Here is a 25,552-nt window from a genome sequence, read left to right on the forward strand (position 1 = left end):
CTCAGACCATGGATCCATCAGTACAACTGGCACCGACCTCATGCTAGCCTCAATCAAGCTCCACCCATCAGCAGATCCGGCCTCAAAGACAACAACCTGTTGAGACACCACATTTAGCCGCTGAGGTCGACTATCGGAAACTTAACCTCAGCGGCTAAAGCCGCCGTCTGTGTGGGTTCTCTTACGGGACGGCTGAAGCCGTCCCCTTAAGCAAAGCATCGCACCTGCGGTGCGAAACGGTTGCGCGCCGCGCAACGGCTGGAGCATAAGCGAAAGACCTGCTTTTTAGCTTTGGATGGCAACCGCTCTTCAATATTTATGGCGCGAACTTTAGATTCAGGACCATCGATGCCTCGGCCCCTTCCCCGATAATCTCTCAGTTGACCGGCCCGTCCGCAGGAAAGTTCTCGAAGGTCTCTTCGGCAAAGGCATCCGTTCCTGATTGAAGGAGTATGTGCCATATCCGGCTGTATTGCTCCTTCATCTTCCCCCGCATTACCGGATCGGCAAGAGCGCTCTCCTTGGCCTGATGAATCTCCCGTGAGGTCGCGCCTTTTGAGATTGCCAGCTTTTCACAAGCGCCCGACTCGATTGCCAGCTTCTCGATCTCGCCGGCCAGCCGTTGCAGCAGCTCCTGAAACAGCAGGAATTTGGCATTGGTGTCGTTTCCCATGATTGCCCCGCCTCCTCAACTGGCTGTTACACAAAATACAGGCGATACCGATTCGTGGATGGAATAAAGGACACCCGCAGCCAGATCCATTCCCACCCTGGGACTGGCGGTCTTTGATCGCAGATCTCAGGCCCTAAAATAGAAACCATGTTCACAGGCCTGATTGAGACATTGGGGACGATCCAGTCCGTCACCCCCACCGAAGGCGCTACCCGTATCACGCTGCAGGCTCCGGTCTCGCTGACCTCGCGCTTAAAGGAAGGTGACAGCGTCGCCGTCTCCGGCGTTTGTTTGACAGCCCTCGATATCGCCGAAGGCGTCTTCTCCGCCGACCTGGCAACAGAGACCATCGCGCGCACCTCGCTGTCACGTCTTGCGCCGGGCCATATCGTGAACCTCGAGCTGCCGACACCGGCAGGAACTCCACTTGGCGGACACATCGTGCAAGGCCATGTCGATGCCACCGGCACGCTGCTGGAGCTTACGCCCCTGCATCCTGCCACACCGGAGCACTCCGACTGGCGGCTGCGCATCCGTGTACCAGTCGCGCTGACACGCTTCATCGTGGAGAAAGGCTCCATCACCGTCGAAGGCATCTCTCTTACGGTCGCTGCCATTGAGGTGGATGTCGTTACCGTCGCCATCATTCCCCACACCTACGGTGCGACCAATCTGCATGCGCTCAAGCCAGGCTCCGAGGTGAACCTCGAAACCGATGTCCTGGCTCGCTACGCCGAACAGATGCGATTACAGTCCCTGGCCGCGACGGGAACGCTGACAGAGGCCGGGCTGATTGCTCGGGGCTATTAATCAGCTAATCAGCTTTCAGCTTCCCTCTTAGCTGCTGTACCATTCGCGTATCCCATTTTTGTCGCACTTTGATTCCCATCTGCCATGCGTACCTGCATTGTTTGTACCGCTGAGTTGCCGGATACACCTGGACCTTGCCCTGTCTGCAAGTCCGAGCCGGTCTATCGAACAGCAATTGCCTTAGCAGAATCGGGCCCCGGCACCAATGGAGCGACTGCTCACGGAGCAACTCCTTATGGCGTAACGCCTAGTGGCGCAACGCCTAATGGCGCAACGCCGACGCCTTCTTCCGGCACATCGAGCTCTTCAGCAGACGAAGCGACGTTGCTTTCTGTTCCCAGCCAATACCTGACACCCGCAGACGAAATGGATACGGGCATCTGGGCAGAAGAGACCCTGGTCACGGACGACGCGACACCTACGCCTCCACTGCCGACACCGACCCCTCTCAGCAGCCTCCCGGGTGTAGTCGCACCGCCTTCTCCTACGCCCGTGCCCGCATCCATGGGTGAGGTATCTACGGGTGGAACGCCGACCCCGAGCGACCTGCCCATCAGCCATAGCCATAACAGCGGCACGCCGATCACCGCCAGGTCTTCAAGCGCCACAGGCGGCTCGACCCCCTCCAGCAGCCAGACATCCCTTGAAGAGCAGGAACTGGTTCCAGGTACTTTGCTGGTCGGACGCTATCGCGTCGTATCTCCTCTTGGCCGGGGCGGCATGGGCCGCGTCTATCGTGCTGAGGACCTGAAGCTCGGGCAGACAGTCGCGTTGAAGTTTCTGCCCCCGGCGATGTCGAACGATCCAGCCTGGCTGGCCCGCTTCTTTGCCGAGGTTCGCACCGCGCGCGAGGTAACCCACTCCAACGTCTGCCGCGTGCACGATATCGTCGAGATTCCGAATCCCCACGGACACTCGGTTCACTTCCTGACGATGGAATACGTGGACGGCGAGAACCTTTCCGCTCTCCTCAAACGCTTCGGCCGCCTGCCAACGCAAAAGGCCATCGAGATGGCCGCGCAGATCACGGCGGGGCTGGCGGCAGCGCACTCCAAGGGAGTGCTGCATCGCGACCTGAAGCCGGCCAACATCATGGTCGACGGACGCGGCCACGCCAAGATCACCGACTTCGGCCTCGCCATAGTTGCCGGAGAGGGCCGTCTGAACGAAGTCGCGGGCACTCCCGGCTACATGGCTCCGGAGCTCTTCACAGGGGGACAAGCTTCGGGACGGTCGGATCTGTTCGCTCTCGGCATCGTTCTCTACGAACTCTTTGCGGGACGCCAGCCGTGGAGTACCAAAAACTACAAGGAGCGCCAGCAGGCCGCACCCTCGCCGCTGCGGCGTTATGCTCCAAAGGTTCCCACCGACATCGAGCGGGTGATCATGCAGTGCCTCTCCACTGCAGTCACTGACCGGCCCATCTCCGCCGCGTACATGATGCAGGAGTTCCCTGCCGTGGATCTGGTCGCTTCCGCCATGGCACAGGGTGAGACGATCTCGATCGACGCACTCACCTCAGCCGCGAATGAGTCAGAGCTGCCGCTGTTGCGTGCCTGGACACTGGTTGGAATTACGCTGCTCGGCTTTGTGAGCTGCTTTCTGTTCGCTCCGAAAGCTACAACGCTCGGCGTCGCGCCGCCCGCTCTGTCGTACGACGAGATGCTGCACCGCTCTCAGGAGCTGTTGCGCGAGCTGCATATCCCCGACCGGGCCAGAAATACCGCAGCCTGGCTGCAGACCAATGGAAGCATCGCCGAGTACTGGCAGACCGATCCAAAGAAGATGGCCTCAGCCAGTGAAGGTCCACTCATTCTTACCTATAGGACCTACCGCGACTCCCTGCTTCCAATACAGCTGAGCCCAAGAAACCTGCCGACGCAGACCGATCCGGCGGCGAACCGTCCGGGGATGGTCTCGATTGACGTCGACTCCAACGGCCGCCTGATCCGGTTGGTCAACATGCCCGCTCAGGAAGAGCTGAACGCGCAACACGAAGCCAGGCCCACGGACTGGAATGCTGCCTTCGCCGCCGCCGGGCTCGATCCGAAGCTGATGCATGAGGTCACGCCCACCATTACGCCGCCCGTCGCCATGCACGAGCAGCGGGAGTGGGTCGGTACCTACCCCGGCCATCCGGAGACAGAGGTAAGTTTCACCGCGAGCTCCTGGTACGGCAAGTTCACCTATCTCCGCGTGATGCCGCCCTGGAACAAGCCGCTCTCGGTCGCAAAGGGTCTTATCGCCGCGACGTGGAGCCAGATCTTCCTCTATCTCGCCTTCTTCGCCACCGCTATTCCGCTGGTGCGTCGCAACCTCGCTATGCGTCGTGGCGATACACGGGGCGCTTACACGCTGGCCTCCGGAGTCTTCCTGCTCTTTGTCGCCGCTGCCTTCTGCGGATTCAAACCGACCGGCAGTCCGGATGCAACGTTCTCGTGGCTGCTTACCAAGCTGTCCTATGGACTGCTCACGGCCAGCATCGCATGGCTGGGCTATGTCGCCATGGAACCGTTCGCCCGCCGCCGGGTTCCACGTTTGCTGATCAGCATGGCTCTGCTGCTCAAGCGCCAGTTCACCTCCCTGACGGTGACACGCGACATCCTGCTGGGCACCAGTCTTGGCGTTGCCTGCGCCGGCGTCGAGTTCGCTCTCACCGCATTGCTCAAGCCCTGGATCCATTCCATCGAACTGTGGGAGGCTGAGCCACTGCTTCTTGGCGGTCCGATTCCCTGGCTCAATACGGTCCTGATCCTTGCCGGCACAGTGATGGTGAACACCGTGCTCGCCATTCCGGTCTTCGTCGCATTACGAGCCGTTCTGAAAAAGACCTACGTCGCCGCGGCGATACTTGCCGTCATCATGCTGCTGGCTCACGTGTCGGCCCACGGAGACTGGTGGAGCCTGCTGGTGGAAGCAGTATGGGCCGCCATGCTGGCTTATCTCATCTCGCATGTGGGAGCGCTCGCGGCCGCAGTCTTTGTCTTTACTTCCAAGCTGCTGGAACAGCTTCCGTGGACCGTCGATCCGGAGCACTGGCTGGCTCCGCCGATGTATACCGGGGTTGTCGTGATCACTGTGTTGATGATCTGGAGCTTCTATCACGCCATCGGCGACCAGAAGGCCTTCGGCTTTATCAAGCTCGACGACTAGGATTTTTTTGTCATTTCGCAGCGAAGCAGAGAAATCTGCTTCTCTACCGATACTCTTCTGAGTTGCTAGGGCGTATCGAGAAATTCGGTTTATCTGGCACAGCATGACCGAAACTGGTGGGAGCAGCGAGGTCCCCAACCAGCTTTGCTGGATGGGGTGTTCAGCGGGCTGAAGCCCGCTGATAAAGGCTTTTAAATAGACGCGCTTTAGCCCTGGGCCTCCTCTGTCCATAAGGAAAGAGCCCAGGGCTGAAGCCCATCTCTATATCGAGCCGATAGACCGTGGGCTGAAGGCCCACGGCTCCCACCGATTCGAGCTTCGCTCGAACATCCCATCCATTGCGATGCAATAGAGCCGGTGCATGGGTATCTCGATCTGTCGATACCCTCTACGACTCAAACCGATAGAGGATTGCCTCGCCTACCGCTTTGTATCCGATCTTGCGGTAGATCGAATTTGACGTAGGATTGCCCAGGTCCGTGTAAAGGATGCAGCGGTAACCGGCGTCGGTGAGAAGCGAGGTGACTGCATGGACACAAGCGCCGGCATATCCGCAGCCTCGATGCGTCTTGGGCGTGTACACCGCCGAGAGACGAACGACTCCTGCAATCGGCTTACTACTGACGGCCATCGACACTATGCCTCCGATGTCCCACAGCCAGAGCCTCTCTGCTGCGATAGCAGCGTCGATAAAGCTCTCAGCATCCACGGAGTGCATATGCGTCTCGGTATAGAACTTCTGCAGCCAGCTCACTGCCAGCTCCCGGTCGCCGTGATCGCCCTTTCGGAGCTGCCCATCCACTGGAGTCATTTCCTTGAGCCCGTCCAGCTCGTAGATGCGGAACCCTTGTATAGGGACCGCTCCTGACCGGCGCCGCTCCGTCCACCTGCCTGCGAAGCTTGCGGCTGTTGCGACTTCACCGTTCACTCCCGGCAGAACGATTCCTCCGTCGGTGATCGCGTCGACAAGAGCACCGGCTACCTCCGCTTCCATCGGCACGACGAGAGCCGGAAATGTCAGAGGAGACTGAAGCGCGAGACCAACAACGTGAGAATCGCGAAACGCTACCCAGTAGCGGCCCGGCTCAGGCTGAGCCAACCTGGTATCCACAATCGTCAGGACCAGATTATGAAGCACAGCACGCGACAAGAGAAACTCTTCGGCAACGGCAAGGAATGACCGTGGATCTTCATAGAAGCGAACGCTGATACCCATGCCATCCAGCTTATCGTCCGCCAGTGTGAGTCCTTCTCCCGGAATCGCATGACGCGTCCGCCACGCGTGAGCTACGCGTGCGTGACGTCGGCCAAGGCTTCCCTGTGCATGCACTAGAGGAAAGGAAGGGAACGGAATGGAAGAGAACCACGCGTCATTCACGAGTGAATCGTCAGGCACGCGTGAACGACGCCCGATTGACGCGTAAGCGACGCGTGGTGTTCTTGCTCACCGAACCTCAGCAACGAAAAGGCGCAGCCCGAAGGCTGCGCCTTTGTCTCGCTCTCACCACCTGGACCACGCACCGCGTAAGCGATCTGCGCCAGAAGAGCGATACCTGATTACAGTGAGTTCATGTTGTGCAGGAACTCGCTATTGTTGCGGGTCTTGCCGAGTTTGTCGGTGAGCAGTTCCATCGCTTCCACCGGGCTGAGCGGATTGAGGACCTTGCGCAGGATCCAGATACGCTGCAGATCTTCCTTCGCGATGAGCAGCTCTTCCTTACGCGTACCGGAGCGCTGGATGTCGATCGCCGGGAAGACGCGCTTGTCGACCAGCTTGCGCTCCAGAATCACTTCGGAGTTGCCGGTTCCCTTGAACTCTTCGAAGATCACTTCATCCATACGCGAGCCGGTATCGACCAGAGCCGTGGCGATGATAGTCAGGCTGCCGCCCTCTTCGATGTTGCGGGCCGCGCCGAAGAAGCGCTTCGGGCGCTGCAGGGCGTTGGAGTCCACACCGCCGGAGAGTACCTTGCCGCTGGGCGGAACGATGGTGTTATAGGCGCGTGCCAGACGGGTGATGGAATCGAGCAGGATCACGACGTCGCGCTTGTGCTCTACCAGGCGCTTCGCCTTCTCGATCACCATCTCGGCGACCTGGACGTGGCGGGCAGCGGGCTCATCGAAGGTCGAGGAGATCACCTCACCTTTGACCGAACGCTGCATGTCGGTGACTTCTTCCGGGCGCTCGTCGATCAGCAGAACGATCAGCACGATCTCTGGGTGGTTGGCAGTGATCGAGTTCGCGATCGACTGCAGCAGCATGGTCTTACCGGTACGCGGAGGAGCGACAATCAGGCCACGCTGGCCCTTGCCCATCGGCGTCAGCAGATCCATCACACGGCCGGAGATGTTGTCGCGCACCGTCTCCATCTTCACGCGTTCCTGCGGATAGAGCGGGGTCAAATTGTCGAACAGTATCTTCGAGCGGGTCTCTTCCGGAGACTCGAAGTTGATGGCCTCAATCTTGACCAGGGCAAAGTACTTTTCGCCCTCATGCGGAGGGCGGACGTTACCACTGATGGTGTCGCCGGTCTTGAGGTCAAACTTCCGGATCTGTGAAGGAGAGACGTAAATGTCATCCGGGCCGGGCAGGTAGTTGTAATCGGGAGAACGGAGAAATCCATAGCCGTCAGGCAGAATTTCAAGCACGCCTTCGGCGAAGATATGGCCTTCCTTCTCGCTTTGAGCCTGAAGAATCTTGAAGATAAGATCCTGCTTACGCAGTCCGCTGGTCCCAGGAATCTCAAGGCTGCGCGCAAGCTTGCCCAGCTCCTGGATATTCATTTCTTTGAGTTCTGAAATCGTCATTGTTGCCTTTGTACGTAAATTGGGGAATGTCTTGCTGCGGGCGGGGATGTCCACTGCGGAACTACTGACTGCGATTTGCTGAAGGGGATGTTGCAGAAGAGGTATTACGGTGGCACTACGAACCAAATGCAAGGAAGCGGCAAATGCCGCGGGGCCGATTAGGCCGCGCGGCGATTGTGCACGCGATCAGAGTGAGCCAGGCTGGCGGAGCCATGGACCGGCGACTCTGAGCGAAAACGACCGAGAACTTCGTTCGTGGTGTCCTGAACACGGGTGTTGGGCTTATGGAGCTTACGCGTTGCCTTGGAAGCGAGCTGGCAAAGCTGGTAACGGTTCTTGACGTGCGTAAGTGCCCCAAAGATAAGATCTGAGCGCATACCTATTCCTCTCTATACCGGGGTGCAGTCCTCACCCGGCGCTGCTATCGACCGCAGGCTTCATTAGCTGCAAATCGTGTTTCTGTTCAATAGACGATGCGCCAGTACTTCAGGATGCACCTATCTTTTGTCCATTCAGGCGCGCGCAAATCTGCGCTCTGTCTACATCCACATCTGCCTTTGTGGAGATGGCGCCGTGACAGATCCCCAGAGGAACCTCCAAACGGAACTGACGCCATGAGTCGGGGTTCTATCGCCCCGTGCTTACATTTGAACTCGACTGGGTCACGCCTGGCCTGACGGGAAACCCTTGACCACCGTAGCGAACCGGAAATCCAGCCCGTCAACCGCGACCTTCCAGAAGGTAACGCCTAATGACCGGCGAGGTCAATACTTTTTTCGGGATTCGAGAGAATTCTCTCCTTCCAAAAATGGGAGATCTTTAATCCCATAAAATACAATAATTTACAAAGCGAGTGCCCCGAAAACAGGGCAACCTCAAGACCAGTATTGCCGGTCGAGTGTGCGATATTGGATCGCCTCGGCGATGTGTGGCACACCGATCTGTGCTTCACCAGACAGATCGGCAATTGTCCGGGCGACCTTGAGAATGCGGTCATGCGCACGCGCGCTAAGTCCCTGCTGCTGCATGGCGCGCTCCAGAAGACGTTCAGCGTCCGAGGCAAGCTCGCAGTGCAGGCGAATCTGCTGCGTTGACATCTGGGCATTCGCGAAAATCCTGCGGCCGCGTTTGGCACCTTCGGGCGCCAGAGCAAAGCGTTCATGTTGCCGCCGGCGCGCCTCGAGCACCCGAGCCCGGATCTCCTTTGAACCTTCCGCCGCCGCTCCCGACCGCAGCTCCTTATATTGCACCGCCGGAACCTCGATGTGGATGTCGATGCGGTCCAGTAGCGGGCCGGAGACCTTGGAGACATACCGCTGGATCATCGGAGGCGTGCACATACATTCGCGGCTCTTGTCATTGAAGTAGCCGCAGGGGCATGGATTCATCGCAGCAATCAACATGAACCGTGCCGGAAAGCTCAAACTCATGGAAGCCCGCGAGATGGTCACCGTGCCATCCTCGAGCGGTTGGCGCATCACCTCCAGCACATTCCGCGGGAACTCCGGCAGTTCGTCCAGGAAGAGAACGCCGTTATGCGCCAGTGATACCTCTCCCGGACGTGGCACAGCTCCACCGCCGATCAGACCGGCATCACTGACGGTGTGGTGAGGAGAACGGAAGGGGCGATGTGTCACCAGACCCGTCTCGGCATTCAACACGCCTGCAACCGAATGGATCTTGGTTGTCTCCAGTGCTTCTTCAAACATCAACGGAGCCAGGACCGACGGGAATCGCTTTGCCAGCATCGTCTTGCCGCTGCCCGGAGGCCCGATCATCAGCACGTTGTGGCCACCGGCGGCGGCAACTTCCAAAGCGCGCTTAGCCGTATGCTGACCGCGAACGTCGGAGAAGTCCGGCACCGCCTCCTGAATCTCATCCAGCAGCGTGCTCCTATCCAGTTGTATCGGAGCGATGGTCTCCTGACCGGTGGCAATGCCGTTGATCAGTTCCCTTACCTCAATCAGGCTCCGCACCGGATACACCATGAGACCATCAACGACGGCAGCCTCGCGCGCATTCACGGTTGGCACCACCAGCCGCTTCACGCCTTTTTGTCGTGCAGCAACAGCTACGGGAAGAATGCCCTGCACGGCACGGACCGTACCATCTAGTCCAAGCTCTCCTAGAAAGAGAAACTCCGTAAGATCCAGCGGCTGCAATGCGCCATACGCGCCGAGGATACCGAGAGCGATCGGTAGATCAAAACCCGAACCTTCCTTGCGAATATCTGCGGGAGCGAGGTTGATGGTGATGCGCACGGGAGGCATGTCGAAGCCGGAGTTGCGGATAGCGCTGCGTACACGATCACGACTTTCTTTCACGGCTGCATCGGGCAGGCCGACGGTCGAGAAGCTCTCCGCATCTCGGACCACTGTGGAAAAGTCAACCTCGACATCAATCAAATGAGCGTCGATACCGTAAACGGCAGCACTACGAGTCTTAAAGAGCATGTAAACCTGTGTTTCGCCAAGGCAGTAAATTCTTCCGACTATAGCATCCAACCAAATAGTAAAACGCTGCAGGACTCTCCCCGCTGCAAGCGCCGGAAAGACAAACATGAAGGCATACACTTCTCCTTTGCGTCGGTCGCTGCATCTTCTTGCCTGGGTCGGCGGACTGATCGTCTTATTTCTCTGTATTCACGCGGTTGCGCCTGCGGAGATGCGACGTTCCGCAGAGGATGCAACTCCCGAACCGCCGAAGGCAACGCCCTCCCAGATCAATACGGATGCATGGAACATTCTGAACAGAGAGGCCTCCGAAAAGAAGACCGATACGCTCGTGATCGTCGTCGCTGCGCTTGGCGATCTTGGCGGAGAACCGAAGGCACAGAAGATGCTGCTGGAGGCGATCGGCAGCTCCGACCAGGACATACGCATGGCTGCGATCGCCGCCATGGGACAGACCAAGAATCCCATGTTCGTACCAACGTTGCGTAAACTGCTGGACGATCCCAAACCACAGATCGCGTTTGCCGCCGCGACCACGCTGTGGAGCATGGGAGACCACTCTGGACAAGATCTTCTTGTCGCTGTCGTTGAAGGCGATCGCAAAGGAAATGCGGGCGTACTAGGCGGAGCGATCCATCAGGCCAATAAAGACTTGCACTCCCCTACTGAACTCGCAAAGATGACGGCCCCCTTCGTCCTTGGGCCTTTCGGTATCGGCATCGCGGCTTACAACTACCTGCACAAGGCAGGCGGAGACAGCCCGCGTGTGATTGCGACTGAACTGATCGCACAGGACAAGACTCTGGAGGTCCGCAAAGAACTGGTTGATGCACTTGAAGATAAAGATCAGGAAGTACGGTTGACTGCGGCGCGCATGCTTGGCGACTTTCAGGATCCGGATCTCGCGGAGAATCTCATCCCTATGTTTCTCGACAGCAAACCGGCGGTACGGATCACGGCTGCGGCAGCAGCCATTCGCCTGACGTCAGTACGTACTTCCGCGCCGATTGCTCCGAAGCACAAGAGCAAGACGGTAAAGCGCTAGGGCGTGTCATCGATGTACTCTGAAAGGCAGAGCCGGCGGCTCTGCCTTTCTGCATTGGAACGGCCGGCCAGTGAACGACCGTGAATACTTCTCTCTTTGAGCTCTTCAAGATCGGCATCGGCCCCTCGTCATCACACACAGTCGGTCCCATGCGTGCGGCGCTGCAATTCACGCAACATCTGCGGCAGGCCGGTCTGCTCTCGCAAACCAGCCGGGTCTCTGTGGAGCTCTTCGGTTCCCTGGCGCTTACTGGACATGGACACGGCAGCGATAAAGCGATCGTGCTCGGCCTCTCGGGCGAAGCTCCAGATCAGGTAACACCCGAGACCATCGAGCGGGTCCTTACTGACTGGCAGACAGATGGCCGCATCCAACTGGCGGCGGACCATGCCGTGACGCTGCGTGAAGGAGAGGAGCTTCTTTTTCGTCGCGACCAGATGTATCCCGATCCAGCAGTTCCCTCTCATCCGAATGGCATGCGGTTCACGGCATTTGGTGAGGACGGCAATACGCTGCATCAGGAGACGATCTTTTCGATCGGCGGTGGCTTCGTGGTGCAGGCAGAGGATTTCGGACGGCAAAGTGCTGTCGCAGCGCGTAATGTACCGTATCCGTTTCACTCGGCGGCTGAACTGCTGCAGATTACCGCGCAACATAGTCTGACGATTGCCCAAGCCGTGATGGCAAACGAGGTTGCACTCGCCGGCAGTGAAGCGGTGGTGCGGGAAGGTATTCTCGCCATCTGGAAGGTGATGCAGGAGTGCACGGAGAAAGGCATCACGACGGAAGGCATTCTTCCTGGCGGTCTTAATGTGCGGCGGCGCGCTCCCAGACTCGCGACCCGTCTGCGCGCTGAGGGCAGTAAAGATCCGCTGGCTCCAATGGACTGGGTCACGGTCTATGCCATGGCGGTCAATGAAGAAAATGCCGCGGGCGGGCGCGTGGTCACCGCACCGACAAACGGAGCGGCGGGTATTATCCCTGCGGTCGCACACTACTACCTGAACTTCATTCCGGATGCGGACGTCGAAGGTATTCTGCGTTACTTCCTCACATCAGCCGCTATCGGTGTGTTGTACAAGGAGAACGCATCCATCTCCGGCGCCGAAGTGGGATGCCAGGGCGAAGTAGGTGTTGCCTGCAGCATGGCGGCAGGCGGACTCGTCGCCGCCTTGCATGGCAGCAACGACCAGGTGGAACACGCCGCGGAGATCGCCATGGAGCACAATCTCGGCATGACATGCGATCCCATTGGCGGCCTCGTACAGATTCCATGCATTGAACGCAATGCGATGGGAGCCGTAAAGGCAGTGAATGCTTCACGCATGGCAATGCATGAAACAGAGGGCCACAAAGTATCACTCGATCAGGTGATCAAGACGATGTATCAGACAGGTCTCGACATGCAATCGCGCTATAAAGAGACCTCTCTCGCAGGTCTTGCATTGAATGTCATCGAATGTTGAGACACCTTCTCGTTCCCGTCGTGACAAACTTCATTGCAACTTTCTTCACTTTTCTCTTGACACAGTTTTTTCAGACTTCTATACATTCCCTAGTTGCAACTCAGCACCGCTGACTGCAGCAGGGAGAATAGAGAGGCGACAAGAACGGCGAAAAAGAAGACCGCCGGGAGTCAGCTTCCCAACCTAAGGCAACAAACAAGGCAACACATGTGGGGAGCGCGACAGCGCTCCCCACAGTGTTTAAGCTGGATGTGATGACACGACGCCGCTGGATTGCCGATCGATGGAATGACGAACGAACCTCTGCTTCCCTGCTTGGAGACCAAGCGCAACACCTCGCACGAGTGTTGCGCGCCGAGGTCGGTCAGACCTTTGACGTCGTTGCAGGTGGCTTTCTGCATCGCGCTACTGTAACGATTGTCGGCGAAGACGAGGTTCGTTTCGATCTGCACGAAGAGCAGGAGATCGACCACGCGCTTCCGGTACATCTGCTGCTGGCGGTCTTCAAGTTCGACCGCATGGAGTGGGCGATCGAAAAAGCGACGGAGCTCGGTGTCGAACGCATGACTCCCATCCTGGCTCGACGCACAGAGAAACACCTGGCGCAAGCTGCGGCCAAGCGCGTCGAGCGCTGGCGCCGTATCGCGCTTGAAGCGAGTAAGCAGTCGCGCCGCGCATCCGTGCCGGAGATCAGCGATCCCGTAACGTTGAAGTCCGCTCTGGGTAAGGAAACCTCCGCGGTCAGAATCCTGCTCTCGGAGACTGAACAGCAAACCACTATCGCGTCCGCACTTCTGAAAGACGAGGTGACCGCGCTCGCTATCGGTCCCGAAGGTGGATGGACGCCTGAGGAGATGGCGCTCTTCCAGCAACATACCTGGACGCCGGTGACCATCGGCCCCAGAATTCTGCGGGCAGAGACAGCTGCAATTGCGGCGCTGGCGATCGCCGGAGCTTTCCTATAGGGCAAAGATGAAGGCGCGACCTCTGGTCGCGCCTGAAAGCTGATCGAAAGATTCCCGATCGCTAGCTGAACATATCCTTCATCTTGTCGAAGATGCCCCGTCCATGTGGTTCATTTTCAATCGACATGCTCTCGCTGAGCTGCTCCAGAAGTTCACGCTGCTGTTTGCTGAGCTTGGTCGGTGTCTGCACCCGGATCTCCACCAGCAGATCGCCTTTGCCGCCGGCATTGAGATGAGGCACACCCTTGCCCTTGAGTTTGATAACCTTGCCACTCTGCGTGCCCTCAGGAATCTTGATGGTTGCCGGACCTTCGAGCGTCGGAACTTCCAGCTCCGCGCCGAGAGCCGCCTGTGGGAACGAGACGGGCATGGAGCAGTGCAGGTCATCGCCATCACGCTCGAAGAACGCATGTGCCTTCACCGTAAGTACAACGTACAGATCGCCTGATGGTCCGCCGAAACGTCCCGCCTCACCTTCACCGCCATACCGGATGCGCGTGCCGTCCTCGACGCCTGCAGGGACCTTCACCAGGATGACGTGATCGCGCTGCACACGGCTTTCGCCGCGGCAGGTCGGACACGGATCCACAATCAGTGTTCCGGTGCCCTGGCACGAGGTGCAGGTACGCGCGATGGAGAAGAACCCCTGCTGCATCCGCACCTGTCCACGACCGCCGCAGTGCGGGCACGTGATGGGCTGCTTGCCTTTCGCCGCGCCGCTGCCGTGGCAGTCTTCGCAGACTTCCATGCGGCGGATCTTGATCTCCTGCTCTTTGCCGAAGGCGGCATCCTCGAACTCGATCTTGAGGTCGTAGCGAAGATCGCGTCCACGCTGCTCTCGCGTTGGGCGGCTGCCGCCACGCCCTCCACCGAACATCTCGCCAAAGAGGTCTCCAAAGATATCGCCGAGATCCTGCGCATCGCCGAACGGGCTGCCGGTGAATCCGCCGCCAGCACCCGCACCGCTGACACCGGCATGACCGAAGCGGTCATAGGCAGCACGCTTATTCGGGTCGCTGAGCACCTGGTATGCCTCGCTGCAGGCCTTGAAGCGTTCTTCCGCATCCGCATTGTCTGGGTTGCGGTCGGGGTGATATTTCAGCGCCATCTTGCGATAGGCCGCTTTCAGTTCTGCATCTGTTGCTGTCCGCGATACTTCCAGGACTTCGTAGTAATCAATCTTCACGTTGGCCGTCGCACTCATCCGTACTGCATCCCTGCAAGATTGTTAGAGCAATTCTCCTAATACTGTAGCTCTGGATAAATCTGCGAATGCCGTTTTCTTTACCGGAAAACGGCGCAAACAGCCCAGACTCCGCTCCACGCCTTTAGGAGACTTGCTCTAGTCGTTTACCTGCGCATGGTTAACGGCGATCTTTACCATCGCCGGGCGCAGCAGTTTATCTTTGATGCGGTATCCGCGCCGCACTTCCTCAAGTACCTGATGATCGGGATACTCGGAAGTTTCAATCGATCCCAAAGCCTCATGGAAGCGAGGGTCAAACTGCGCTCCGACGGTCTCAACCGGGGTAACGCCCAGCGCCTTCAACGCCTCTTCCATCTGCTTCAGAATCAACTCGACACCGGAACGAAGCTGCTCCGCGCTTCCCTGCGACTTCAGCGCAAGCTGGAAGTTATCCAGCACCGGCAGAAAATGTTCCACGGCGTTCGAGACGGCATAGTCGCGGAACTCCGAACGCTCTTTGGCTTCACGCTTGCGGAAATTATCGAACTCCGCCTGCAGCCGCGCAAGGCGATCTACGAGGCTGTCACGCTCAGCCTTCAATGTCTCCAGCTCGGCCGCCATAGCGGCTTCGGTTCCTTCCACCGGAGCAGCAACTGCCTGCTCCTGCATCTCAGTTTCTTGACTCATATTCCTGAAAATCCTTCTCATCTATTCTCTCGCATCAGGGCAACTCTGTGGTGCCGCCGGTGTGGAGCATCCGGTTGAAGAGATGTGCGACGTAGCTGACGGCACCCATCGTCTGGTCGTAACGCATTCGTTGGGGTCCGATGACAGCCAGCGCTCCCCGGGTTTCCCCGGCTACCGATGCAGGAGCGGCTACCAGGACCAGCCCCTCCATTCCGGGAGCATGCTCTTCGAGATCGAAGACGACGCGAACGCTCTTCTGCTGCGCGTCGATATAGGCATTCAACAGATCGATCAACCGTTGTTTGGTCTCGAGCGCCTGCATCATGGCGCGCAGGCGATCTCTGTCCGCATGGCTGGCCACCAGATTGGCGACGCCGTCCACGTATACGGTCTGTATCACCGCCTCTCCGGAAGGCAGTGCCTGCCCCCAGAGTTCTTTCACGCGCTCGAGAAGCTGGTGGTATTCGCTGCGCTCGCTTTCAATGCGCAGTGCCAGCTCTTCTCGAATGGCATCGAGCGTCCATCCGCGAAAGTTTTCATTCAGATAGCTCGCCGCGATCTCCAGGTCGGTGACGGCAAGATCGTGACTTAAGGTCAGCATACGATCGCGCACGACGCCCGGCCGGGTTACGACGACCGCCATCACCCGGCCGGTTCCCAGCCGGGAGAAATAGATGTGTTCCAACTGGTCGCTGATGCGCGCGCTGGCAAATGCAATACCGACACCACTGGTGAGCGCTGCAAGAACCCGGCTGGTGCGTTCCAGAAAGTTCTGGGGATTGTCAGCTCCCTGCAACTGCTGATCGATCGCAAAACGCGACTGCTCCAGCAAGGTCGCTTGGTCAGAACGGATGCGCTCGACATAGACACGGAAACCAGAGGCAGTAGGAATGCGCCCAGCAGATGTATGCGGCTGCTCCAACAGGCCCTCATCCGAGAGGTCGGCCATCAGATTGCGGATGGTTGCGGAGCTCAGCCCTGCGATCTCGCCGATGGCATTTCGCACAACGGCCTGGGACGATACGGGTTCGCCCGATGAAACATACTCTTCCACGATGGCCGTAAGTACGGCCAGCTTGCGCAGAGAGAGGTTTGCAGTCACACCCTGCCCCATATCTCTATTGTGAACCATTCCGGAGAGATAGCTCCACCGGAAAAAACTGGTCCCGGTGATTCACTCTCTGTAAAGCCTTTACATGCTGTGGTTTGAAGCTCGTTCTTGATTGAGCCGATAAAACCGTGGGCTAACAGCCTGGCTTCAGCCCACGGTTTTAACCAGCCTGTAAGCTGGCCGGCCCCGATGCTTCCACCGGTTCGAGCTTCGCTCGAATGGTTCACCCCAGCGAACAAGTTCGCTGGGGACCCCGAATGTCCCACATAAGCTTCGCGTATGTGGGGCCCCAGAGCATGGGCTATTCCGTATTCGTCGATATGCCTTAGGTGATCTCCAGCACGTCGTCGGATTTGGCGCTGACCTCGGCGGCGCGTGCGATGACATTCCGGGCGATCTCATAGAAGCCCTTCGCACGTTCGGAAGTCTCGCCTCCGAGAGCCACGGGAAGACCACGGTCTCCGCCGGAGCGAATCTCGGGATCGAGGTCGACGCTGCCGAGGAACGGCAGACCGAACTGCCGTGCTGTCTGCTCCGTGCCACCGGCGCCGAAGATATCCAGCATGCTGCCATCGGGCATCCGCATCTGGCTCATGTTCTCTACCAAGCCGAGTACTTCCACGTTCACCTGGTGGAACATCTCCAATGCCTTACGCGCGTCCTGAAGCGCCACGCTGGAGCCGGTGGAAACCACGACAGCGCCGGTGAGAGGCACGGTCTGTACCAGTGAGATCACAACATCGCCGGTTCCCGGAGGCAGATCGACCACCAGGTAATCCAGCTCTCCCCACTCGACCTGCTGCAGGAACTGACGGATGATCTGGTGCAGCATCGGTCCGCGCATCACCATCGGCTTGTCGCCGGGTGAGATGAGACCGATGGAGATGAACTTGACGCCGTGCGCCTGGATAGGCTCAATGCGGTTCTCACCAACTACGTTTGGCTGACGCTGTGTCCCGAGCATGATAGGTACGTTCGGGCCATAGATATCGGCATCCACCAGGCCGACACGATACCCAAGCTTCGCAAGCGCGATGGCCAGGTTGACACTGGTTGTGGTTTTTCCTACTCCGCCCTTACCGCTGCCGATGGCAATGACGTTGGCAATTCCAGGTAATCTTTGCGGGCCCTGAGGCGCGCCATGTCCCATGTGTCCCATATGGTTGACTCCCAAATCTCTTTCGGTTGCGGCGGTTAGAGCAATTCTCCTAAAGGTGTAGAGCAGAGTCTTAGCAGTTCGCGCCGTTTTCCTTCGAAGAAAACGGCATTCACCGATTTGTCCAACACTACAGTATTAGGAGAATTGCTCTAGAGATACCAGCCGGTTTCAAGACTTTTGCGGACGCGCTTCTTTCGCTCGGTTTCGCCACTGCGCGCCTCGCGCCGCTTCAGTGCATCCTCATAGCGGCGTTTCTGATGCTCCGTCTCAGGAAGGATGCAGTCCACCGCGACCGGATTGCCCTTCTCATCCACGGCCACATAGGTGAGATACGCCGAGGAGACATGGCGCAGCTCGCCACTCTTCGGATCTTCCACCATCGCCTTCACCCCAACCTCCATGGAGGTGCGGAAGGCACGATTAACGCTCGCCTTCAGAATCAGCACCTCGCCCACGTGAACCGGTGCGACGAAATCGAGCGAGTCCATACTGGCGGTAACAACCGTTGTCGCTCGCGCGTGCCGGTAGGCGGCAACTGCGCCTACCAGATCGATAAACTGCATCAAACGTCCGCCGAAGAGGTTGCCGAGCCCATTTGCGTCGGCGGGAAAGATTACTTCGCTGCGCTCGGCCTGACTCTCGACGACCGTACGCTGTCGCTTCTCTTGCATACCAATAGTTTACCGCCGTAGCCGTTTCGTTTGTCTTTGACCCAGTGCGCCAGGAACCTGTCATCAAATTGCTGACGGGCAGGAGCTTGATGACACGCTCTAGCTCGCTAAACTATCGGTATGGACAAGATTGCCGCACTGACCGAGATTCTCACCCAGGACCCCGCTAACCCCTTTGCCCGCTATGGACTCGCCATGGAGCACCTGGGCAAGGGTGATACGGAGACTGCCCTCCGTGAATTTCAGACATTGCGCGAGCATCAGCCGGACTATGTTCCCGGACATCAGATGGCGGCACAGACATTGATCAAGCTGGGCCGCTACAGCGAAGCGCGTGAGCGGTTGGAAGCCGGCCTGGCGGCAGCGGAGAAGACCGGCAATGGACATGCGCTTTCAGAGCTCTCCGGTTTGTTGGCCGATCTTCCCTAAGACATAGTTACTACGGCGCTTTCGTCTATCGCGAACAGCAAAACCTCCGGTAGCATGGTGGCCATGCTTGCTGCCCAACTGCCTGTAATGTCTCCTGTGGTGACGTGGACGGATGTCGCGTTGCGCCTGGGACTGGCTGCTCTGGCTTCCGCTGGAATCGGTTTCAATCGCGATGAGCGCTCGCACCCCGCAGGCCTTCGCACCATCATGCTGGTCTGCCTTGCGGCCACTCTCGCCGCGATGCAGGCGAATCTGGTACTGCCGACGGTGGGCAAGGCGCTCAACTCCTTTGTCCAGATTGATCCGATGCGATTGCCGCTGGGCGTGTTGACCGGCATCGGCTTCATCGGCGCTGGCGCAATTGTCCGCCGCGATAACTTCATCACCGGTCTCACGACTGCAGCCACCATCTGGATCGTCACGATCCTTGGCATCCTGTTCGGCCTCGGTCAGCTCGTCCTGGCGAGCATCGGTTCTGTCCTGGCGCTCATCATCCTTTGGCTGCTGCGGTACATCGATGACGTACTTCCACGAAAGCGCCGCGGGACCTTAGCGGTATCGATGACGTACACGCCCACCATCGAGACCGAAGTGATGTTCCTGCTGGCCTCAACAGGATTCGTCGCTGACCGCTGGCATGTGACGCACGATGAGGTCAACGGAATCACAACGTTGCAATGCGACGTCACCTGGAAGACCAGGGGAGGACACCAGCCGCATACGCCACGGCCGTTCACGGAACTGCGTGCTCTTCCGGGGATTCGAACCTTCTCCTGGGAAGAGTAAGACTGCTCCGATGCAGGAAGCCTATACTTAAGGCATGCCGGTACCGACGAATCTGCCCCTGACCCTTGGAGCTTTGAAGAAGAGCGAATGGACTGCGGAACGCGTAAACCGCTCCGTCAAGGACGAGCTGCGCGAAAATCTGATCGCGCGTCTGCGCTCCCGGGAGACCATCTTTCCCGGCATCGTCGGGTATGAGGACACCGTCGTTCCGCAGATTGTGAATGCCGTGTTGTCGCGGCATAACTTTATCCTTCTCGGTCTGCGCGGCCAGGCCAAGAGCCGTATCCTGCGCGCGCTGACCGGCCTGCTGGATCCAGTCATCCCCTATGTCGCCGGCTCAGAGCTGCGCGACAATCCGTATAAGCCGCTGAGCAAGTTCTCGCGCGACCTGATCGCGGAACAGGGTGACGAGACGGCCATCGCCTGGCTCACACCCGACGAACGCTATGTTGAGAAGCTGGCGACTCCTGATGTCACCGTAGCCGATCTGGTTGGCGACCTCGATCCCATCAAAGCAGCACGCGGCGGGCAGGAGCTCTCTTCCGAACTGACCATGCACTACGGTCTTCTTCCTCGCGCCAATCGCGGCCTGTTCATCATCAATGAGCTACCTGACCTTGCCGGAAAGATCCAGGTGGCGCTTTTCAACATCATGCAGGAGGGCGACGTGCAGATTAAGGGCTATCCTGTCCGTCTGCAGTTGGATGTCGCCATTGCCTTCTCCGCCAATCCCGAGGACTATACCGCGCGCGGCAAAATTGTGACGCCGCTCAAGGACCGCATCGGCTCAGAGATCCGTACGCACTATCCCGAGTCGCTGGAAGAGGCCATCACGATCACCACACAGGAGGCTTGGGCTGCCCGCCCCAACGCCGAGATCGAGATTCCGCAGTACGTCCGCGAAGTCGTTGAGCTGATCGCCTTCCTTGCCCGTGAGGACAAGAAGGTGGACAAGCGCTCCGGCGTTTCACAGCGCCTGCCAATCTCGACGATGGAGCTTGTTCTGTCGAACGCCGAGCGACGTGCGCTGATGCATGATGAGACTCTGGCTGTGCCTCGGATCGGCGATATCTACACGGCGATGCCGGGCATCACCGGCAAGATCGAGCTGGAGTACGAAGGCGAGATGCGCGGCGCTGACGTGATTGTCCACGACATCATTCGCCAGGCGGTACAGCGCAGCTTCGATAAGTACTTCGCCGGCATCAACACGCAGCAGATTGAGGAGTGGTTCAACCTCGGCGGCACTGTTCAGTTGAACGATCAGCAGCCCGCATCCGCATCGCTGAAAGAACTGAAGCAGATTCAAGGGCTGATGGACAAGCTGGAGCCACTGGGTATCACCTCGAAGTCTTCTCCGGAGCTCGCTGTCTCGGCGGCGGAGTTTCTGCTGGAAGGTATGACGGCACACCGCCGCATCAGCCGGAGCGAAGAACGCAGCTTCTCTGCCGGAGAGAAGGCGCGTCGCACTGAGCAGGCTGCCAACTTCCATGAGACCGTACGCGAACGTGAGAAAGAACGCGCCGAGTGGGAAGCTAAGAACCGGACGCGGCGCGGCTTCAACTAGTTAGATGGAATTCAACGGGAAAGACGATTATCTCGCACGTTGGATTCACGGGATCTCAGCTATCGTTCTGGGGCTTGCCGGTGTGATTCTGCTCCGTTTCTTCGGGAATGAAGATCGTTTTAGTTCACGCCTCAATGTGGCCGGCTTTTTCGCTCTTCTCCTTGCGATGCGGTGTGCGTGGTACGCCATCTCTGGAAGAGGCAACCCTAATAACGATTAGGGCCTGGTGCGCGGGGGAAAAGTAATTTCGAATTTCAAAATTACTCTTTCTTATAGGACCTTTCACTCCACTACATTCGCGCTTATGGTTCAGGTCATGAACATCAGTGCCACGCAGCTTGTCTTCGATACGACCGCCGCCACCTACGACCAGGACCGTGCAAAGCTGATTCCTCCGCACGATGACTTCTACGGCTGGGCCATCCGCCTGATTCCGCCGGCAGCGAAAACCATCATCGATCTCGGAGCCGGTACAGGAATCCTGACCGCACTCATCCGGCAGCACTTTCCTGACGCACAGATTCATCTCGTCGATCTCTCGCCATCGATGCTCGATATCGCCCGCGTACGTCTCGCGCACGACAGCCGCATCCACTTCCATCAGCTCGACTACACCAGCGATTCCCTCCCCGGTGATGCCTGCGCCGTCGTCTCTGCTCTTTCGATCCATCACTCAACCGATGAAGCCAAACAGCAGGTCTTCCGCGCCGCCTTCAACGCATTGAAACCGCGTGGTGTCTTCATCAACGCCGATCAGGTGGCCGGGCCGACGCCTTCTGTCACCGATCGCTACCATGAGCTCTGGTTGCGCCAGGTACGGATGATCGGAGCTACCGAAGAGCAGATCAAAGCGAGTCTCTACCGTATGACTGACGACAAGTGTTCTCCGGTTGAAGAGCAGCTCCGCTGGATGCGCGAGGCAGGTTTTGCTGACGCCGACTGCTGGTACAAGGAAGCCCGCTTTGCGGTGATGGCAGGTACGCGTTTTTAGGGCATTGGATTGATCTGAGCGGTCAAAGGATGACTGAAATTTGGTGGGAGCAGCGGGCTTCAGCCCGCTGATAAAGGCGTAAAAGTAAATGGGCTTTTAGCCGTGGGCCTTTTTTCTATTAGACAGAGAAGGCCCAGGGCTAAAGCCCATTTCTATTGAAGCGATAGACCGAGGGCTGGAAGCCCTCGGCTCCCACCCGTTCGAGCTCCGCTGGAATAGTTCACCTCAGCAACCAGGTCTTTGTCGGGGACCCTGAGTTGCAATGGATGGAGCACGCAGAGTACGCGATCCAAGCTGTCAGCGCGCCCCAGAGGCGTATCATCGAAGCAGGCCGATGAAGACGACGCGCTACAAGAAGTACGAAGGCGACCTGGCCAGCGAGCTTGGCCTTGAAGAGCTGATGGAAGCGCTCGGCGATTTTCTGCTCGACTCCGGCTTCCAGAATCCTTACGCCGATTTCAGCGAGATGAACCTGGACCAGACGCTCGACGATCTGCGCGAGGCCATCCGCCAGGTGCTGGAGAATGGCGACTTCCTCGACGAGCAGACACAGCAGCAGTACGACGAGATGTCTGCCGAGCAGCAGGAGAGCCTGGTCGACCGCCTGGTCGAGCGCATGCAGAACGAGAATATGATCCGCACGGATGCGGAGACCTCGGACAGGACGCAGCAGTCCACCGCGCCAGGCGAAGTCGGACGCAACGAGTCGCAGGTCCGCTTCGAGGTCACCGACAAGTCGATGGACTTTCTCGGGTACAAAGCGCTGCGCGATCTGCTTGGCTCTATGGGGCGGGCTAACTTCGGGCGTCATGACACGATCCAGGAAGCATCCGGTGTCGAAGCCAGCGGATCGTCCAAGCCTTACGAATTTGGCGACACACTCAATCTCGATGTCACCGCCACGTTGAAGTCCGCGATTGAACGCGAAGGACTGAACATGCCACTGAACATTGAGTACAGCGATCTGTACGTGCATCAATCAGAGTTCCAGGCTTCCTGCGATACGGTAGTAATGCTCGACTGCTCGCACTCGATGATCCTCTATGGAGAAGACCGCTTTACACCGGCGAAGCGGGTAGCGATGGCGCTTTCGCATCTGACGCGTACGCAGTTTCCCGGTGACTCGCTGCATCTGGTGCTCTTTCACGATTCGGCTGAGGAGATTCCCATCTCGCAGCTTGGCCGCGTGAAGGTCGGCCCCTGGTATACGAACACGCGCGAGGGCTTCAAGGTCGCCCGCCGTATTCTTTCCCGCTCCAACAAGCAGATGAAGCAGATCGTGATGATCACGGACGGTAAGCCATCGGCACTGACCTTGCCCGACGGGCGTATCTATAAAAATGCCTTCGGCCTCGATCCGCTTGTGGTCTCTGAAACGCTGGAAGAGGTGGGGCGGTGTAAGAGGTCTGGCATTCAGATCAATACCTTCATGCTCACCAACGACTTTGCCCTGGTGCAGTTTGTGCAGAAGGTGACGGCCATGTGCCGTGGGAAGGCTTACTTCACTACACCGCAGACGCTGGGGAATTATCTGCTAATGGATTTTATGCAGCGGCGGATGAGGACTGTGCACTAGAAACAGGCCGACGTTTCATGGGTTCCTAGCCCACCCTCGCGTTGCGAGGGTGGGGCACCCAGGCAGGTAAAGATATAACCAAAGCCCCTCGTAACGAGGGGCTTTGGCTTTCTGCAATCTCTTCTGATTAGAAGTCGATGATGTCTTTCTTGTCGTCGATCTTTTTGGCGTCCACATCCGGAACTTTCTTTAGATCGTCGATTGTTTTGAAGTCGCCGTTCTTGGTGCGGTAGTCCACGATGGCGGCCGCTTCCTTGTCGGTCAGGCTGAGAGCCTTGGCCAGGTCGGCGGCAGTCGCCTTATTTGCATTGACGTGTGCCGTCGCTGCAGCTCCTCCGGTACCGGGAGCGGGGAAGTTCTTGGAAACGTAGTCGAGGATGGCGGCGAAATCCTCATCACTGGCAGTGGCTCCCATGTCCACCATCTTGGCGATGGTTGCTTCCCAACCTTCGCGGTTCTGCGGGCGGCTCAGAATGTTGTTGGGCGAGTGGCAACGGCTGCACACACGCAGCGTCACATCGCGTCCCGGACCAGCGGGGAACTCAGGATGCTCATCCTGCTGATAAGCGGACATGACGGCTGCCGGCGGATCGGCCGGCTTCGGCTCGGCGGTGACCGAAATGGCCACCAGACACAACGCAACCCCAATACCTGCAGCTGTGAACTTCAGATACACCGGATTCAGCTTGCTTGTGAGCCGATTCCATTTCGTGTGTAAAGCGCTCATTTCCCTCACCTTCCCATTGGTAGACCCTGCCGGGATTTTAACATTCTGACTTCTCCCCGGGCCACATGGTGAGCGGAGCGGGGAAGGTTCGGCCGGTATTCGCCCGTGACCTTGCGTCGACTCTCATATAGAGTCGCATGTAGAGTTGGTTGATGTATCTGGACGCATAGCCAACGATCTAAAGGAATTGTTTTCCGGCCCATGGCACCGAATCAGAAAGAACTCGCGAAGCTCGCCGGCGTCTCCGCCGGTACGGTTTCAAATGTTATTAGCGGATCTGCAAAGGTAAGCGAACGCTCGCGGCAGAAGGTGCTGGAAGCGATCCGCGTCCTAAACTATCGGCCCAACCTGATCGCACGGAGTCTGAAAACCAATCGCACCTACACGCTGGGCATCGTGATCCCCGACATTACGATTCCCTTCTTCCCTAAGATCGTGCGAGGCGCAGAGGCTGCGGCGCGTGAGCGTGGATACTTCCTCATCGTGCTTGACTCCGAAGGAAGCCCGGAGCGCGAGGCCGACATGCTGGCGCTGCTGCGCGCACAGCGAGCAGAAGGCATTCTGCTGGTCACCGCGCAATCGCGCGACGCCGCCGAGACCGAAGATCCGCAAAGCGTCGCCGGTTCACCGATCGTCTGCGTCGACCGCGTGCCGGTTGACCTGGAGGTCGACTCGGTCTGCGTCGATGACGCCGGCGCCTCTGAGATGGCCACGGCCCATTTGATCGAGAACGGCCATACCCGCATCGCCATTATCACCGGTCCGCTCTCACTGCAGAATGAGCGGGAACGTCTTCGCGGGTATCGCAATGCGTTGACCCGCGCGGGCCTGCCGGTGGATGACTCACTGATCTGGAATGGAGCGTTTGGCCAGGAGGTCGTCTCCGGTCTGTGTCAGCGTGGCTTTCGCACCGGCGACAACAAACCAACGGCACTGCTGGCTACCAATGGCGTTACCGGTATGGCCGCACTCCGCAGCCTTTACTCGCTCGGCCTGCGCACGCCGCGAGACTTCGCATTTGTGACCTTTGACCAGGTTAACGCTGAGGCCCTCTTCAAGCCCGGTATCTCTACCGTGGTACAACCCACCTACGAGATGGGTCACCGGGCAGTGGAAGTTTTGCTGCGGCGGATTGAAGGTGGCGAGCAGTCGCCGCCCCCCATCACCCGTGTACAGCTTCCGGCGGAGCTGGTTGTGCGCGAGTCCTCTTCAGGACGGCTGAAAGACGAACCCGTAAAGAGCGAGACAAAGAAGCACGCGAAGGAATAAGCTGGTGACCCAGTTTCCCG

The 25,552-nt window shown here is 58.4% G+C and carries 22 protein-coding genes and 1 pseudogene; 12 read left to right on the forward strand and 11 right to left on the reverse strand.

The genetic code is table 11. From position 1 onward, the window contains the following. A pseudogene (locus OHL21_RS13890) lies at window positions 1-117 on the forward strand (IS481 family transposase); the annotation flags it as partial. A gap of 259 nt (window positions 118-376) precedes the next feature. Here the strand turns inward: OHL21_RS13890 and OHL21_RS13895 are convergent. After that, complete coding sequence (locus tag OHL21_RS13895; protein ID WP_263417883.1) at window positions 377-673, reverse strand: hypothetical protein; 297 nt, start codon at window positions 671-673, stop codon at window positions 377-379. Between the two features lie 147 nt (window positions 674-820). Here OHL21_RS13895 and OHL21_RS13900 point away from each other — a divergent pair, with 147 nt between their 5' ends. Next, window positions 821-1,483 carry a riboflavin synthase gene (locus OHL21_RS13900; protein WP_263417884.1) on the forward strand — a complete coding sequence of 221 codons (663 nt, stop codon included), beginning with the start codon at window positions 821-823 and terminating at the stop codon, window positions 1,481-1,483. Between the two features lie 84 nt (window positions 1,484-1,567). Beyond that, the gene (locus OHL21_RS13905; protein WP_263417885.1) at window positions 1,568-4,636 is read left to right on the forward strand and encodes a serine/threonine-protein kinase; all 3,069 of its coding nucleotides are present in this window, start codon (window positions 1,568-1,570) and stop codon (window positions 4,634-4,636) included. Window positions 4,637-5,024: 388 nt separating this feature from the next. Here OHL21_RS13905 and OHL21_RS13910 read toward each other — a convergent pair whose 3' ends face one another. From OHL21_RS13910 to OHL21_RS13925, 4 genes are all read right to left on the reverse strand, one after another. Continuing rightward, on the reverse strand, window positions 5,025-6,032 hold the full coding sequence (locus OHL21_RS13910; protein ID WP_263417886.1) for a GNAT family N-acetyltransferase: 1,008 nt from the start codon (window positions 6,030-6,032) through the stop codon (window positions 5,025-5,027). A gap of 161 nt (window positions 6,033-6,193) precedes the next feature. Beyond that, a complete protein-coding gene (gene rho / locus OHL21_RS13915) occupies window positions 6,194-7,444 on the reverse strand; it encodes a transcription termination factor Rho (protein ID WP_263417887.1) in 1,251 nt (416 codons plus the stop codon). Window positions 7,445-7,602: 158 nt separating this feature from the next. Continuing rightward, complete coding sequence (locus tag OHL21_RS13920; RefSeq protein ID WP_263417888.1) at window positions 7,603-7,821, reverse strand: DNA-directed RNA polymerase subunit omega; 219 nt, start codon at window positions 7,819-7,821, stop codon at window positions 7,603-7,605. A 498-nt stretch (window positions 7,822-8,319) separates the two neighbouring features. Then, window positions 8,320-9,897 carry a YifB family Mg chelatase-like AAA ATPase gene (locus OHL21_RS13925; RefSeq protein ID WP_263417889.1) on the reverse strand — a complete coding sequence of 526 codons (1,578 nt, stop codon included), beginning with the start codon at window positions 9,895-9,897 and terminating at the stop codon, window positions 8,320-8,322. 106 nt (window positions 9,898-10,003) lie between these two features. Here OHL21_RS13925 and OHL21_RS13930 point away from each other — a divergent pair, with 106 nt between their 5' ends. The 3 genes from OHL21_RS13930 (at window position 10,004) to OHL21_RS13940 (ending at window position 13,373) form a co-directional block, all read left to right on the forward strand. Beyond that, on the forward strand, window positions 10,004-10,942 hold the full coding sequence (locus tag OHL21_RS13930; protein WP_263417890.1) for a HEAT repeat domain-containing protein: 939 nt from the start codon (window positions 10,004-10,006) through the stop codon (window positions 10,940-10,942). An 80-nt stretch (window positions 10,943-11,022) separates the two neighbouring features. Beyond that, window positions 11,023-12,408: an L-serine ammonia-lyase gene (locus OHL21_RS13935; RefSeq protein WP_263417891.1), complete on the forward strand. Its 1,386-nt coding sequence runs from the start codon at window positions 11,023-11,025 to the stop codon at window positions 12,406-12,408. 254 nt (window positions 12,409-12,662) lie between these two features. After that, entirely contained in the window at window positions 12,663-13,373 is a 711-nt protein-coding gene (locus tag OHL21_RS13940) for an RsmE family RNA methyltransferase (RefSeq protein WP_263417892.1), read from the forward strand. A gap of 61 nt (window positions 13,374-13,434) precedes the next feature. On the opposite strand, the gene dnaJ is transcribed toward OHL21_RS13940, so the two are convergent. From dnaJ to OHL21_RS13965, 5 genes are all read right to left on the reverse strand, one after another. Beyond that, window positions 13,435-14,577, reverse strand: coding sequence for a molecular chaperone DnaJ (dnaJ, locus tag OHL21_RS13945; protein WP_263417893.1), 1,143 nt, complete (start codon window positions 14,575-14,577; stop codon window positions 13,435-13,437). Window positions 14,578-14,715: 138 nt separating this feature from the next. After that, complete coding sequence (grpE, locus tag OHL21_RS13950; RefSeq protein WP_399258463.1) at window positions 14,716-15,246, reverse strand: nucleotide exchange factor GrpE; 531 nt, start codon at window positions 15,244-15,246, stop codon at window positions 14,716-14,718. A 34-nt stretch (window positions 15,247-15,280) separates the two neighbouring features. Beyond that, a complete protein-coding gene (gene hrcA, locus OHL21_RS13955; RefSeq protein WP_263417894.1) occupies window positions 15,281-16,378 on the reverse strand; it encodes a heat-inducible transcriptional repressor HrcA in 1,098 nt (365 codons plus the stop codon). Window positions 16,379-16,682: 304 nt separating this feature from the next. After that, entirely contained in the window at window positions 16,683-17,516 is an 834-nt protein-coding gene (locus OHL21_RS13960) for an Mrp/NBP35 family ATP-binding protein (protein WP_263417895.1), read from the reverse strand. Between the two features lie 149 nt (window positions 17,517-17,665). Beyond that, window positions 17,666-18,187, reverse strand: a complete 522-nt coding sequence (locus tag OHL21_RS13965; RefSeq protein ID WP_263417896.1) for an acyl-CoA thioesterase — start codon at window positions 18,185-18,187, stop codon at window positions 17,666-17,668. A 120-nt stretch (window positions 18,188-18,307) separates the two neighbouring features. On the opposite strand from OHL21_RS13965, the gene OHL21_RS13970 reads away from it, so the two are divergent. The 5 genes from OHL21_RS13970 (at window position 18,308) to OHL21_RS13990 (ending at window position 23,536) form a co-directional block, all read left to right on the forward strand. Then, a complete protein-coding gene (locus OHL21_RS13970) occupies window positions 18,308-18,616 on the forward strand; it encodes a tetratricopeptide repeat protein (RefSeq protein ID WP_263417897.1) in 309 nt (102 codons plus the stop codon). Window positions 18,617-18,679: 63 nt separating this feature from the next. Beyond that, window positions 18,680-19,402 (forward strand): MgtC/SapB family protein, encoded by a 723-nt coding sequence (locus OHL21_RS13975; protein ID WP_263417898.1) that lies wholly within the window; start codon window positions 18,680-18,682, stop codon window positions 19,400-19,402. Between the two features lie 34 nt (window positions 19,403-19,436). Then, window positions 19,437-20,969, forward strand: a complete 1,533-nt coding sequence (locus OHL21_RS13980) for a magnesium chelatase (protein WP_263417899.1) — start codon at window positions 19,437-19,439, stop codon at window positions 20,967-20,969. Window positions 20,970-21,285: 316 nt separating this feature from the next. Continuing rightward, a complete protein-coding gene (locus OHL21_RS13985) occupies window positions 21,286-21,960 on the forward strand; it encodes a class I SAM-dependent methyltransferase (protein WP_263417900.1) in 675 nt (224 codons plus the stop codon). Window positions 21,961-22,294: 334 nt separating this feature from the next. Next, window positions 22,295-23,536, forward strand: coding sequence for a vWA domain-containing protein (locus OHL21_RS13990; RefSeq protein ID WP_263417901.1), 1,242 nt, complete (start codon window positions 22,295-22,297; stop codon window positions 23,534-23,536). A gap of 127 nt (window positions 23,537-23,663) precedes the next feature. On the opposite strand, the gene OHL21_RS13995 is transcribed toward OHL21_RS13990, so the two are convergent. Then, window positions 23,664-24,263: a ComEA family DNA-binding protein gene (locus OHL21_RS13995; protein WP_263417902.1), complete on the reverse strand. Its 600-nt coding sequence runs from the start codon at window positions 24,261-24,263 to the stop codon at window positions 23,664-23,666. Window positions 24,264-24,464: 201 nt separating this feature from the next. On the opposite strand from OHL21_RS13995, the gene OHL21_RS14000 reads away from it, so the two are divergent. Then, the gene (locus OHL21_RS14000; protein ID WP_263417903.1) at window positions 24,465-25,532 is read left to right on the forward strand and encodes a LacI family DNA-binding transcriptional regulator; all 1,068 of its coding nucleotides are present in this window, start codon (window positions 24,465-24,467) and stop codon (window positions 25,530-25,532) included. Window positions 25,533-25,552: the final 20 nt, after the last annotated feature.

The sequence above is a fragment of the Terriglobus albidus genome (assembly GCF_025685425.1).
Classification (GTDB): Bacteria; Acidobacteriota; Terriglobia; order Terriglobales; family Acidobacteriaceae; genus Terriglobus; species Terriglobus albidus.